The organism is Qipengyuania benthica, assembly GCF_030717865.1.
Lineage (GTDB): Bacteria > Pseudomonadota > Alphaproteobacteria > Sphingomonadales > Sphingomonadaceae > Qipengyuania > Qipengyuania benthica.
On sequence record NZ_JAVAIL010000007.1, the window covers coordinates 1 to 12,675 of the forward strand.

The window sequence follows — 12,675 nt, forward strand, 5'->3', positions numbered from 1 at the left end:
GCTTGCCGCCAACTTCCTATCCAGTGTGGCGCTCGCCACTGCCGTCGCCTTCTGGCTGTGAATGAGTCCGGACCCTACCCATTCCCCACGCTGACGGAGGCGCAGTCCGCTACACTCGACCAACTTGGCGAGCGCCTCGATGCCTTTCGCAAGGGGCGGCTGACCCAGCACGACTTCTTAACCATGACCGAAATGTACAATGTGCTCGAACGCCTGCGCGAACTGGAACAGGGCGTGGGCGAGCCATTCAGTCAAAAGGAGCGCGATATTCACGAGGCCGGGCTGATTGAGGTGCTCAAGGACATTCACGACGAGATCGACCGCGAAGTCTTCGCCGCATACGGCTGGGAAGACCTGGGCAAGCGCCTGATCGGCAAGCCCGGCGCGACCACGCCCAGCCCCCACAAGTCCGAGGATCAGGAAGCGGCGGAGGAGGAACTGCTCGTCCGGCTCGTCGCGCTCAATCAGGAACGCGCGGCAGAGGAAAAGCGCGGCCTCGTCCGCTGGCTGCGGCCCGAATACCAGCAGCCGCGCCTCGCCCATAAGGTGAAGGGGCAGGACGATCTCGACATGGGGCTGGATGCTGCCGGTATCGGCGCAGGCGTGGTCGAGGAACGCAGCTGGCCCGCCAAGGATCTCGAACAGATCCGCGCTCTGCGCGATGTGCTGTTCGAAGCCGAAGCGCCGCTGCCAGCCGCTGCCCTCGCCACGCTGTTCAAGGGGCGGGCGACCGCGAAGCGCAAATCCCGCGTCGCCGAAGTGCTCGCCACGCTCGCCGATACCGGCCTGGTCCGCGAAGGCGAGGGCGGTTACTTCCTCCCGCGCTGACGGGCCCGGCAAAGCATTTTCCTACACGCCGCCGGCCTGTTAGCATCGAGTCGGCTCTTTGCATCGTCCAGTCCCGCACCCCTCCCGCAGCGCTTGCGTCACAGGCGCCCCGCGAGTCGTCCTTACGCCGCCCCCCGGATGTGTTTCATCAACAAACGCAAAGCGCCCAACCTTTCGGCAAAGCGTAACCTTGCACCCCGCAACCCGCGGATTTCCGCCATCGCGGCGTGTCCCCCCGTGTCAGATGGCTCAGCTGTGCCCGAAGTATCAGGCGGTCCGCTTGTGCCGCCGCCGCACCACGCCTTCCTGCGCGACGCTGGCGACCAGCCGGCCCTCGCGGTCGAAGATTCGCCCGCGGTTGAAGCCGCGGCCCGCGCCGCTCCACGGGCTGTCGGTGGCGTAGAGCAGCCATTCGTCGGCGCGCGCCGGGCGGTGGAACCAGATCGCGTGGTCGAGGCTGGCGCCGTTCAGCTCGCCCCGCGCCCAGCTCAGCCCATGCGGCAGCGCCGCGGTGCCCAGCAGCGTGTAGTCGCTGGCATAGGCGATCACCGCGCGGTGGAGCGCCGGGTCGTCGCTAAGCGCAGGCAGCTGCGCGACGGTCCGGAACCAGCTGTGCGCCTGCGGGGCGCGCGGTTCGGAGTTCATCCAGTGGAGGCTGTCGCTGGTGCGCATCTCGATCGGCCGCGGGCGCAGCATCAGCGCGCGCTGGAGATCGGAGACATGGTCGAGCTGGGCGACGAACTTGCGGCGCAGCTCGGTGTCGGGGGTCAGCTCCTCGGGCGGGGTGACCTGTGGCATGGTGTAGTCGTCGTGGCTCAGCCCCTCTTCCGCCTGCTGGAAACTGGCGGTGAGGTTGAGGATCGGGCGGCCCTGCTGGCGCGCCACCACGCGGCGGTTGGCGAAGCTGCGGCCGTCGAAATCGCGCGCGGTCTGGTAGTCGATGTCCACGCCTTCCTCGCCGCCGCGGAGGAAATAGGCGTGGAGTGAATGCGCCGCCATGCCGTCGGGCGCGGTGGCCTGCGCCGCCTGCAGCGCCTGCGCGATCACCTGGCCGCCGAACACCCGCCCGACTCCGCCGGGCTGCGGCTGGCCGACGAAGCTGTCGTCGCCCTCGCGGGTCACGGTGAGCAGTTCGACGAGACCCGCAACGAGTTCGGCGGGGGTGGAATTGTCTGGCATCGGTTCGGTCGGTTCGGTCATGACAGGCGCTTTGCGGACCGCCCGCCGCAGCGTCAATCCACCGCGCCGAGTTTCCGCAGCACCCGGTAGGCGTTGGCCTTGGTGCGGTTGGTGCGCGGCCAGCGGCCCGGAGCGGCGGGGCTGAGCCCGGCGGCGCGCAGCACGCGATTGAGGCCGCGCGCATCGGCCTCGGCAAAGCTCCAGTCGCTGCGCCAGGTGATCGAGAGCGAGATCGAGCTATCGGGCCCGTTGCGAACGAAATGCGGCGCCATGACCGGCACGAACACCGCCTCGCCCGGACCGATCGCGAATTCTTGACCTGCGGCGGCGAAATCATCCTGCCAGCGCAGTTCGCGCGCGCCGCCCGAATGGTAGGTCTCGTGGACCTCGTCGGGAGCGAAGCGGGCGTCTCCGGCGGGGAATTGCGTCATCACCTTGGAGCCCTTCACCTGCAGCAGGATGTTGTGCTCTGGGTCGAAATGATAGGGGGTGACGGCATCGGGCGAGGAGATGAAGACGAACCCCTGCGGGCGCAGCATGGCCCCGGTGCGGACCTCGATCTCACCGCGCAATTCGCCCAGCAGGCCCAGCAGCAGTACCTCGTAGGCCGGGTCCTGCTCGATGTTCTTGAGCACCGCCCAACTGTTGGCCGAGGCGATGCGGCGGATGGTGTCTTCGATCGAGAGCCCGGTCGCGCCCGGCTTGCCGTCCACTCCGATCGGCAGATCGCCGCGATTGTATTCGATCGAGGACTCGGGCAGCCGCCCCGCCAGCGCGGCGAGGCTGTCGAGCTCGAGCAAAGGGTGCGAACCCAGCGCATGCGCGAGGACATGCGGCTGCTCGGGATAGAGCTGCCCGAACCGCTGACGCGTTGCGGCGTCGAAGATCGCGGCATTGCCGGGGCCGGTATGCCGGGGAATCTTCGTCTGGTCGGCGGGCATTGCGGTTGCGGTGCTATCCATCGCAGTTCATTCCCCATGGTTCGGCGCTGCGTTCGAGCCGGCTCAGCAGGCGGAAGGCTGTCCGCTTCAGCGGCCCGCCGAGCGCGATATTCACGGCGATCGTCGCGCGTTTTTCGCGCCAGATCCGCTCGATCATCGGGTGATCTGCCGCCGCGCAGCTGTCGCACCATGCGATGTCGCCGCGATCGAGCAGCGCGAGGTTTTCCTGCTGGAGCAGCACGCCGGGCGAGAATTTCGCATAGCGCTCGTCGAAGGCGGTCTTGAAGGAGAAGCTGCCGGGCGGCGCGAGGAAGGTGGCGAGCATGGCGATCGGGGCGCCGTCGAGCGTGAGCGCCAGCCGCTCGAGCTTGCCCGCCCGCGCGGCGCCTTGAAGCGCGGCGCGGAAATAGCCCGCTACCGGGGGATGGGTGGCAAGCGAGGAGCCTTCCTCGCCCTTCCAGCCCGCGTGTTCCAAAGCGAGGAAATCGTCGATCCAGCGTTCGAGACCTTCGGTTCCGGTCGGGCGCTCGACCTGCAGTTCTCCCAGCTCGCCCAGACGCTTGGCCTGGCGGCGCAGTTCCTTGCGTTTCTTGCCGCTCAACGCGGCTTCGAAATAGGCCTGCGAGCCGAGATCGGAAGCGAGCAGCGCGCGCTCCTCGCGACCCACCACGGTGGCGGCGCGATCCGTTTCGTCGAGCACCCGGCGCAGCGCCAGCGTCGCGGGACCATCGCTTGGGAGATGCCGCAGGTGGAGGAAGAACGCCGTGCCCGCGCGCCGGTCGAGCACGGCGAGCGCAGCCCGCCAGAACCTCTCCTCGCTGCCACGCCGGATCAGCGGGGTGCCGCAAAAGGCGTTGTCGTGCAGCCATCCGGCAAGATGGGGGATCGACCGGTCGTAATAGGTCCCCGCGCGGGCGACGGGGAGCAGGCCGGCGAGCGCCCCCGCTTCGCGATAGGCGAGGATCGTCAGATCCTCGCCGCCCGCGAGTTCGGCGAGGGCCGACCGCAGATTCCATTCCTCGTAGAAGGGGTTGGGCGCGGCGGCATGATCGGCCAGCGCACTCCATTCGCTGGCGAACGATCCGGCAAGCGCCTCCGCACCGTCGAGCCAGACGACGTCGCCCGGGGTCGCTGCCGGACAGCGCAGATCCTGCGCTGCTGCCGTAGCGTCCAATCTCGAAGCAATGCCGGACACCGATCGATCCCTGCTAGCGCGAGCATCTGCGTCGCGGTCGCTGCTCTAGCAGCCTTGCGCTTAAGAAGCTTTAAAGCATCCGCAAACACGAACCCCGCCCGGATCGCTCCGAACGGGGTCCATGTGGTCAGCGGCAGGCGCGGGTCAGACCGTACCGCCCGCCAGCGCCGCGAGCAGCAGCAGCGCGACGATGTTGGTGATTTTGATCATCGGGTTCACCGCCGGACCTGCGGTGTCCTTGTAGGGATCGCCCACCGTATCGCCGGTCACCGCGGCCTTGTGGGCTTCGCTGCCCTTGCCGCCGTGATTGCCGTCCTCGATGTATTTCTTGGCATTGTCCCAGGCGCCGCCGCCCGCGGTCATCGACAGCGCGACGAACAACCCGCTGACGATCACGCCAAGTAGCAGCGCGCCCAGCGCGGCAAAGCCGTTCTCCTGACCTGCGATCGCGGTGATGACGAAATAGACCACGATCGGCGCCAGCACCGGCAGCAGCGAGGGGACGATCATCTCCTTGATCGCCGCCTTGGTGACCAGATCGACCGTGCGGGCATAGTCGGGCTTGGAGGTGCCCTGCATGATGCCCGGGTTCTCGCGGAACTGGTCGCGGACGTCCTTGACCACATCGCCCGCCGCGCGGCCGACCGCGGTCATCCCCATCGCCCCGAACAGATAGGGCAGCAAAGCGCCGAGCAGCAGCCCGACGATGACATAGGGGTTCTCGAGGCTGAAATCGACATCGGCCAGCGGGAAGAACTCGGCAAGGTCGGCGGTGTAGGCGGCGAACAGCACCAGCGCGGCGAGGCCGGCCGATCCGATCGCATAGCCCTTGGTCACCGCCTTGGTGGTGTTGCCCACCGCATCGAGCGCATCGGTCTTCTCGCGCACGCTGTCGTCGAGCCCCGCCATTTCGGCGATCCCGCCGGCGTTGTCGGTGACCGGGCCATAGGCGTCGAGCGCCACGACCATGCCCGCCAGCGCCAGCATCGAGGTGGCGGCATAGGCGATGCCCATCAGCCCCGCGAACTGGTAGGCGCCGATGATCCCGGCGACGATCGCCAGCGTCGGCAGTGCGGTCGATTCGAGGCTGATCGCCAGCCCCTGGATCACGTTTGTGCCGTGGCCGGTCTCCGAAGCCTTGGCGATCGAGCGCACCGGGCGGAAATTGGTCCCGGTGTAATATTCGGTGATCCAGATGATCACCCCGGTGAGCAGCAGGCCGATCATCGCCGATCCGAACAGGTCCCAGCCGGTGAAGGGGAGGAGCGACGCGGTGCCTTCCTCGGCGAGCGGCGCGCCCGGATCGACCGCGGCGAGATTGGCGCCGCCCATCACGGTGTTCAAATCGCCGAGCGCGAATTGCATCGCCAGCCAAATCGCCGGGATCGACAGCACCGCGGTGACGAGGAAGCCCTTGTACATGGCGCCCATGATGTTGGTGCCGCCGCCGAGGCGGACGAAATAGGTGCCGATGATGCTGGTGACGATGCAGACCCCGCCGATCAGCAGCGGCAGCGCCATCATCGGGAGCAGCATGTCGCCCAGACCGCTCAGCAGCAGCGCGGTCAGCACCATGGTGGCGCCGACGGTGACGACATAGGTTTCGAACAGATCGGCCGCCATCCCTGCGCAATCGCCGACATTGTCGCCCACATTGTCGGCGATCACCGCAGGGTTGCGCGGATCGTCCTCGGGGATGCCCGCCTCGACCTTGCCGACCAGATCGGCACCGACATCGGCGGCTTTGGTGAAGATCCCGCCGCCCAGCCGCGCAAAGATCGAGATCAGCGAGGCACCGAAGGCGAGTCCGACCAGCCCGTCGATCACTTCGCGGCTGTTGGCGGCGTGGCCGGCGACCGCGACGAGATAGTAGAAGAACACCGCGATCGCGAGCAGCGCGAGCCCGGCGACGAGCATGCCGGTGATGGCGCCGGAGCGGAAGGCGAGGGTGAGCCCCTGCTGCAGACCGCTCTGCGCGGCGGCGGCGGTGCGGACGTTGGCGCGGACCGAGATGTTCATCCCGATGAAGCCAGCGACGCCCGAGAGGATCGCACCGATAACGAAGCCGACCACCGGAATGATGCCGAGAAAGACCCCGACCAGAACGGCGACGACGACGCCGACGATGGCGATGGTGGTGTATTGGCGCTTGAGATAGGCCTGTGCGCCTTCCTGGATGGCGCCGGCGATTTCCTGCATTCGCTCATTGCCCGCGCCCGCGCGCAGGACCTGGCGGCTGGTGACGAAGCCATAGACGATGGCCAGCAGTCCCAGCAAAATAGATATCAATACAAGGTCCACGAAATTTCCCCCTCCCGCTTATTGTTTGTGCGCTCCCTCGCGAGTGTGTGGGCGCACGATAGGGAAGGTATATCGCGGCGGGTGAGCGTTACAAGCCCGAAGCCGGAACGGCCTTGGCGGGTTCAGCCGTGGGTGTAGCCCAGCCCGTCATCGAGGGAGAGGCCTCTGCCGTCGAGGCGCAGGTGCCCGCCATCCAACGGGACGACGGTCCCGATCCTGCTCGCCGCGACGGGCAGGGCGGTATCGGCGGGCGCGGTGAAGAGCAGCTGATAGTCGTCGCCCCAGCGCAGGCACTCGCCGCGGCGGCGCTCGTCCGCCACGGGGATCGCCGCGCCGTCGAGCGCGAGCGTGACCCCGCTAGCGCCGGCAAGCCGCCAGCAATCGAGCAGCAGGCCGTCGGAGACATCCATCATCGCGGTGACGTGCGGGGCCAGCGCGCGACCCTCCGCAAGCAGTGGCGCCGGGCGCAGATAGGCGGCCGTATCCGCCTCGGCGCCGCCGGTAAGCGCCGCATGGCCGAGCATCGCCGCTCCCAGCACCCCGGTCACGAACACGCCGTCGCCGGCCTCTGCCCCGCCGCGCGAGGGCACCGGGACATGCATCGCGCGGCCGATCGCGGTGACGCCCCAGCTGCGTGGGCCCAGACCCTTGACCGTGTCGCCGCCGAGCAGCGGCACATCGTAGGCCGCAAGCACCTCGCGCAAGCCCTCGATAAAGCGCGCATCGCCGTCGCCGAGCATATGGCCGAGCAGGATTCCCAACGGCTCCGCGCCCTTGGCAGCGAGATCGGACAGGTTCACCGCCACCAGCTTCCAGGCGATATCGGCGGGATCCGAGCCGGGGAGCACATGCACCCCCTCGACCAGCACATCATGCGTCAGCACCAGCGTTTCGCCGCCCACTTCGAGCACCGCGGCATCGTCCGCCAGCGCGCGCGCCGCGGGATTCCCGGCCAGCGCGCGCAGGGCGGCGATGAACTCGCCTTCGGTCAGCTGCGCACGTCCTTGGCCACGGCGTCGAGCACGCCGTTGACGAATTTCGCCTCGCGGTCGTCGAAGAAGGCCTTCGCGACATCGACATATTCGCTGATCGCGCTGCCGACGGGCACATCGGGACGGGCAATCAGCTCGTAGGCGCCGCAGCGCAGCACCTGGAGCATGGTCTTGTCGAGCCGCGCCAGCGTCCAGCCCGACGCCAGCTTGGCCACCAGCGCCTCGTCGATCTCGGCGCGGCGGGCATCGACCCCGGCGACCAGATCGTCGAAGAACTCGACCTCGGCCTCGGCGTATTCCTCGCCTTCGACCTCGTGGCCGAGGCGGTGCATGTGGAACTCGTGTAGCAGCCGCGCGAGCGGGGTCTTCTCCATCTGCATCTGATAGAGCGCCTGGACGGCGGCGAGACGCGCAGCCGATCGGGCCTGGCTGCGGGCAGAGCGGGGTGCTGGCTTGTTCATTTCAGTCTCAATTCGATCGAGCGGGCGTGCGCGGGCAGGCCCTCGGCTTCGGCCAGCGCCACCGCGGCGGGGCCGATCGCGGCGAGCGCGCCGGGTCCGGCGTCGATGAAGCTGGTCCGCTTCATGAAGTCGAGCACCGACAATCCGCTGGCGAAGCGCGCGCGGCGCCCGGTGGGGAGGACATGGTTGGGCCCGGCGATATAGTCGCCGACCGCTTCGGGGGTGGTCCGCCCGAAGAACACGCTCCCGGCATGGCGCAGCCGGTCGAACAGCGCCTGCGGATCGGCGACCGCGAGCTCGACGTGTTCGGCGGCAAGGCGATCGGCCAGCGGAACTGCATCCGCCATCCGCTCGACCACGATGATCACGCCATGCGCTTCCCAGCTCGCGCGCGCCACCTTGGCGGTGGGCAGGCTCATCAGCTGGAGATCGACCGCATCCTCGACCATCCGCGCGAAGCCCAGATCGTCGGTGATCAGGATCGACTGGCTGGTGGGATCGTGCTCGGCTTGGCTGAGCAGGTCGGCGGCGATCCATTCGGGATCGTTGTCGGCATCGGCGATGACGAGGATCTCGCTCGGTCCCGCGACCATGTCGATCCCCACCACGCCGTAGAGCTGGCGCTTGGCCTCGGCGACCCAGGCGTTGCCGGGACCGGTGACGACGTCGACCTTGGCGATCCGCTTGGTGCCATAGGCGAGCGCGGCCACCGCCTGCGCCCCGCCGACGCGCCAGATCTCGTCGATCCCGGCGATATGCGCGGCGGCCAGCACCAGCGCATTGGTCCCGCCCTTGGGCGTGGGTGTGGCGACCGCGAGCCGCTTCACACCCGCAACCTTGGCAGGGATCGCGTTCATCAGCAGCGAGGAGGGATAGGAGGCACGCCCGCCGGGGACGTAGAGCCCCGCGGCATCCACCGGCAGCCAGCGCGAGCCGAGCCGCATACCGATGCCATCGGTGCGGTCGCTGTCTTGGGGCAATTGCTGCTCGTGATAGGCGCGGATGCGGTCGGCGGCGAGTTGGAGCGCGTCGCGCAAGGTGGGCTCCAGCGCGTCGTGGGCGGCGCGACATTGTTCGGCCGAGATCCGCCAGTCGCCGTCGTCGGTTAGCCGGTGCCCGTCGAAGCGCATGGTGTATTCTACCAGAGCATCGTCGCCGCGAGCGCGCACCTCGTTGAGGATGGTGGCGACGTCGCGGCCGACATCGGCATCGTTGTCGCGATTGTTGCGAACGATTCTGGCGAAGACCTGCTCGAAATCGGCGGCAGCGGCGTCGAGGAACTGCATCAAGCGGCCTTGCGCGCGGAGGCATCGGCGCGGAACGCCTCGACCAGCGCGCCCACGCGGGGGTCGGTCTTGAGGGCTGCGCGGTTGACGATCAGCCGGGCCGAAATCTCCATGATCCGGCTGGTCTCGACCAGACCGTTCTGCTTGAGCGTCCGACCGGTGGAAACCAGATCGACGATCCGCCCGGCGAGACCGAGCACCGGGGCGATCTCCATCGCGCCGTTCAGTTTGACGCACTCGGCCTGGATCCCTTGGCGCTCGAAATGCCGCCGGGTGATATTGGGATATTTGGTCGCGACTCGCAGATGGCTGGCGCCGCACGTATCGCCCGCAACCCGCTCGGGCTCGGCGACCGCGAGGTGGCAATGGCCGATGTCGAGATCGACCGGTGCATAGAGATCGTCGTAGTCGAATTCCTCGATCACATCCGAACCGACGATCCCGGCCTGCGCCGCGCCATGCGCCACGAAGGTGGCGACATCGAAGGCGCGCACCCGGATCAGCCGCATGTCCTCGCGGGTGGTGCCAAAAGTCAGCGAGCGGTTGGCCTTGTCGTGGAAAGCGTCCTCGGGCACCACCCCGGCGCGGGCCATCACGGGCAGCGCCTCTTCGAGGATGCGGCCCTTGGGAATGGCGAAGGTTAGACTGTCGGTCATTGCGGTGCGGCAGATAGGGTCACGGACGAAAAAGGGCAACGGATATGGCCGATGACGGCGTGATGGATCTGGCTTCGATCCCCGAAGCGATCGAATGGCAGGCGCAGCACGCCGAAAAGGCGAGCGCTCCGGGCACGGCGCAGGTCATACGCGGGCTGCTGGCCCTGGAAAACAGCCGCGCCGCCACCGCTCGCCGCATCTTCGCCTGGCAGGGGCTGAGCCTGCGCGACGCCATGCCGCTGCGGATCGCTGGCGGGATTCACAATTTGCTGCTGACGGGCGAGGAGCCGCGGCTGGAGGATATATACGCAGGCCGCGTTGCCTCGCAGGGCGATGTCGATGCGCTCATTTGCGAGATCGTGAAAGCGCATGACGCGCAGCTGATGCCCTGGCTCGACGGACCGCCGCAGACCAATGAAGCCGGGCGGTCTGCCAGCTTCGCCGCGGCACTGCTGTGGCTGGCGGACGGCCGCACGACCGCGCAGTTCGAATGGCTCGAGATCGGCGCAAGTGCCGGCATCAACACCATGATGGGCCGCTATCGTTACAATCTCGGCGGGGTGACGACGGGACCGAGCAGCAGCCGGGTGCAGATTGCACCCGAATGGCGCGGCTCGCCTCCGCCCGCGAGCGCCATCGGCTTCGTCGATGCGCGCGGCAGCGACATTGCGCCGGTAGACCTCACCGACGAGCGGCAGGCGCTGCGCCTCAAGAGCTATGTCTGGCCCGAAGCGACCGGCAGGATGGCCCGCATCGATGCAGCGATCGCGCTGGCGCAGCGTATGTCACCTGAAATCGAACGGATGGATGCGGGCGATTGGGTGATCAAGGAAGTGACGCGAAAGCAGGAAGCCGGCGTGACGCGGGTGATCGCGCATTCGATCATGTGGCAGTATCTGCCCGAGTTCACGCAGGAGCGGATCGAGACGGCGATGGAGGAGGCCGGAGCCGCCGCCACCGCCGAAAAGCCGTTGGCGCATATCGCGCTGGAGACCAATCGCGAGACCTTCCAGCACGAACTCAAGGTGCGATACTGGCCCGGCGGCGAGGCGCCGGTGCATCTCGCCAATGCGCATCCGCACGGCGCATGGGTGGAGTGGCTGGGCGGTTAGGCCGTCCGCTCCAGAAACTCCGCCATTGCCGCATTGACCGCCCCGGGCGCTTCCCAAGGGACGAAATGTCCGCAATCAGGCACTTCGACGAGCGTCAAATCCTTCACCACCTCGTCCAGCCCCTCGAGGTTCTCGGGTGGCAGTGCGAGATCGTCCAGCGCCCAGATCACCAGCTTGGGGATCGTCAGTGGCGGTAGCGGCGGCGGGGTCCAGCCTTCGGGCAGTTCGTAGGGGGCATCGGGTGAGGGGATCTCGATCGGGCTGGCGCGGTACCAGTTGAGCATCGCAAAGGCGGCGTCGCGATCCTGCCAGTCCTCGAGCAATTGCGCGCGCTCCTCGGGCTCCATCTTGTCGGGCGCATCCCAGCGGATTTCCTGCAGCAGGATGCCGCCAAGCCCATGCTCGCGCACCAGCGCGTCGTTCGCCGGATCGCGGAACCCGCGCATATACTGGCTCGCCTCGCGCTGGCCCCGATTGGTGTAGAGCAGCCGCTGGAAGATCGCCGGATGCGGGGCATTCGCCACGACCGCGCGGGTCACGCGGCTATTCATCTGTCCCATCAGTGCCACCCCCCAGGCGATCGCGCCGCCCCAGTCGTGTCCGATCACGGTAAAGCGCTCGACCCCCAGCGCATCGGCGAGCAGGAAGATGTCGCCCACGAGTTTGTCGGGGGTGTAATCCTCCACCGCGGGCGGTTTGGACGAGCCGCGATAGCCGCGCTGGTCGGGCGCGATGCAGCGGAAGTTCTTGGAGAAATGTGCGACCTGATGCCGCCATGTGCGGTGGCTCTCGGGAAAGCCGTGGAGGAAGATCAGCACCGGCGCGTCGCGCGGCCCTTCGTCCACCACGTCGAGTTCGATCCCGTTGGCGAGTGTGACGCGGGTCTGTTCCATCACTGATCCTCCACCTGCATCTTGGCCATATAGCCCTTTGCGACCATCTGCGAAATCTGGTCGAACAACTGGTCGGGAGTGCGGCGCAGTTCGGCCATGGCTTCCTCCATCCCCTGCGCAACGATGATCTCGCGCTGGTTGAGCTCGACCGCATCGACGATCGTCTTCGCGGCATCGCCGGGCGCGATGCCCTCGTCGATGGCCTTGTCGCTGCGGCCGCGCCGGCTGCCATCGCCGGTCAGCGCGTTGCGGCTGACATCGGTGGCGACCGAGCCGGGGCAGACAACATGAACGTCGATCCCGCTCAGCGACAATTCGGCGCGCAGCGCATCGGCGTAGCCGATCAGCCCGAATTTGGCGGCGCAATAGGCGGTCCGCAGCGGCACCCCGACCTTGCCCGCCACCGAGGAGATGAACACCAGCTTGCCGCTGCCGCGCTGGGTCAAGTGCGGCAGCAGCGCCTGCGTCGCGGCGATCTGCGCGGTGAGGTCGATATCGATAATGTCGCGGTAAACCTGCATCGCAGTATCGACCGCGGGGCTGCGCTGCGAGACCCCTGCATTGGCGACGAAGATGTCGACTCCGGCCCCTTGGGTCGCGCGTGCGGTCGCCTCGCGCATCGCATCCTCGTCGCGGACATCGAAGGGGAGCACCAGCGTTTCGGCGGTGAGCGATGCGGCGACTTCGTTCAGCCGCGCCTCGTCGCGGCCGGACAGGATCACCCGCGCACCCCGGCCCGCCCATTCGCGCGCCAGCGCCGCGCCGATGCCCGAGGACGCGCCCGTGATCCAGACGCTCTTGCCTTCGAAACCCATGATACTCTCCTGATAT

At 67.7% G+C, this 12,675-nt stretch carries 12 protein-coding genes; 2 read left to right on the top strand and 10 right to left on the bottom strand.

What is annotated here, in order from left to right; all coding sequences use genetic code 11:
- Positions 1-57 precede the first annotated feature (57 nt).
- Positions 58-828 (top strand): hypothetical protein, encoded by a 771-nt coding sequence (locus Q9K01_RS14675; RefSeq protein ID WP_305930872.1) that lies wholly within the window; start codon positions 58-60, stop codon positions 826-828.
- Between the two features lie 267 nt (positions 829-1,095).
- Here Q9K01_RS14675 and Q9K01_RS14680 read toward each other — a convergent pair whose 3' ends face one another.
- The 8 genes from Q9K01_RS14680 to hisG all read right to left on the bottom strand — a co-directional run bounded on the left by Q9K01_RS14680 (position 1,096) and on the right by hisG (position 9,839).
- Positions 1,096-2,007, bottom strand: coding sequence for an acyl-CoA thioesterase (locus Q9K01_RS14680; RefSeq protein ID WP_422785335.1), 912 nt, complete (start codon positions 2,005-2,007; stop codon positions 1,096-1,098).
- Between the two features lie 53 nt (positions 2,008-2,060).
- Positions 2,061-2,948 carry a transcriptional regulator gene (locus Q9K01_RS14685; protein WP_422785336.1) on the bottom strand — a complete coding sequence of 296 codons (888 nt, stop codon included), beginning with the start codon at positions 2,946-2,948 and terminating at the stop codon, positions 2,061-2,063.
- Positions 2,949-2,961: 13 nt separating this feature from the next.
- The gene (locus Q9K01_RS14690) at positions 2,962-4,122 is read right to left on the bottom strand and encodes a GNAT family N-acetyltransferase (protein ID WP_305930875.1); all 1,161 of its coding nucleotides are present in this window, start codon (positions 4,120-4,122) and stop codon (positions 2,962-2,964) included.
- Positions 4,123-4,287: 165 nt separating this feature from the next.
- Positions 4,288-6,444, bottom strand: a complete 2,157-nt coding sequence (locus tag Q9K01_RS14695; protein ID WP_305930876.1) for a sodium-translocating pyrophosphatase — start codon at positions 6,442-6,444, stop codon at positions 4,288-4,290.
- A 122-nt stretch (positions 6,445-6,566) separates the two neighbouring features.
- Positions 6,567-7,436 carry a thiamine-phosphate kinase gene (gene thiL, locus Q9K01_RS14700; RefSeq protein WP_305930965.1) on the bottom strand — a complete coding sequence of 290 codons (870 nt, stop codon included), beginning with the start codon at positions 7,434-7,436 and terminating at the stop codon, positions 6,567-6,569.
- On the bottom strand, positions 7,433-7,897 hold the full coding sequence (nusB, locus tag Q9K01_RS14705) for a transcription antitermination factor NusB (protein WP_305930877.1): 465 nt from the start codon (positions 7,895-7,897) through the stop codon (positions 7,433-7,435). The genes thiL and nusB overlap by 4 nt, the downstream gene beginning before the upstream one ends.
- Complete coding sequence (gene hisD, locus Q9K01_RS14710) at positions 7,894-9,183, bottom strand: histidinol dehydrogenase (RefSeq protein ID WP_305930878.1); 1,290 nt, start codon at positions 9,181-9,183, stop codon at positions 7,894-7,896. The genes nusB and hisD overlap by 4 nt, the downstream gene beginning before the upstream one ends.
- Positions 9,183-9,839, bottom strand: a complete 657-nt coding sequence (gene hisG, locus Q9K01_RS14715) for an ATP phosphoribosyltransferase (RefSeq protein WP_305930879.1) — start codon at positions 9,837-9,839, stop codon at positions 9,183-9,185. The genes hisD and hisG overlap by 1 nt, the downstream gene beginning before the upstream one ends.
- Before the next feature lie 44 nt (positions 9,840-9,883).
- On the opposite strand from hisG, the gene Q9K01_RS14720 reads away from it, so the two are divergent.
- Positions 9,884-10,951, top strand: coding sequence for a DUF2332 domain-containing protein (locus Q9K01_RS14720; protein WP_305930880.1), 1,068 nt, complete (start codon positions 9,884-9,886; stop codon positions 10,949-10,951).
- Here Q9K01_RS14720 and Q9K01_RS14725 read toward each other — a convergent pair.
- Together Q9K01_RS14725 and Q9K01_RS14730 are read right to left on the bottom strand one after the other, a co-directional pair.
- Positions 10,948-11,844 (bottom strand): alpha/beta fold hydrolase, encoded by an 897-nt coding sequence (locus tag Q9K01_RS14725; RefSeq protein WP_305930881.1) that lies wholly within the window; start codon positions 11,842-11,844, stop codon positions 10,948-10,950. The genes Q9K01_RS14720 and Q9K01_RS14725 overlap by 4 nt on opposite strands.
- Positions 11,844-12,659 carry an SDR family NAD(P)-dependent oxidoreductase gene (locus Q9K01_RS14730; RefSeq protein WP_305930882.1) on the bottom strand — a complete coding sequence of 272 codons (816 nt, stop codon included), beginning with the start codon at positions 12,657-12,659 and terminating at the stop codon, positions 11,844-11,846. Before Q9K01_RS14730 ends, Q9K01_RS14725 begins: the two co-directional genes overlap by 1 nt.
- Positions 12,660-12,675 lie beyond the last annotated feature (16 nt).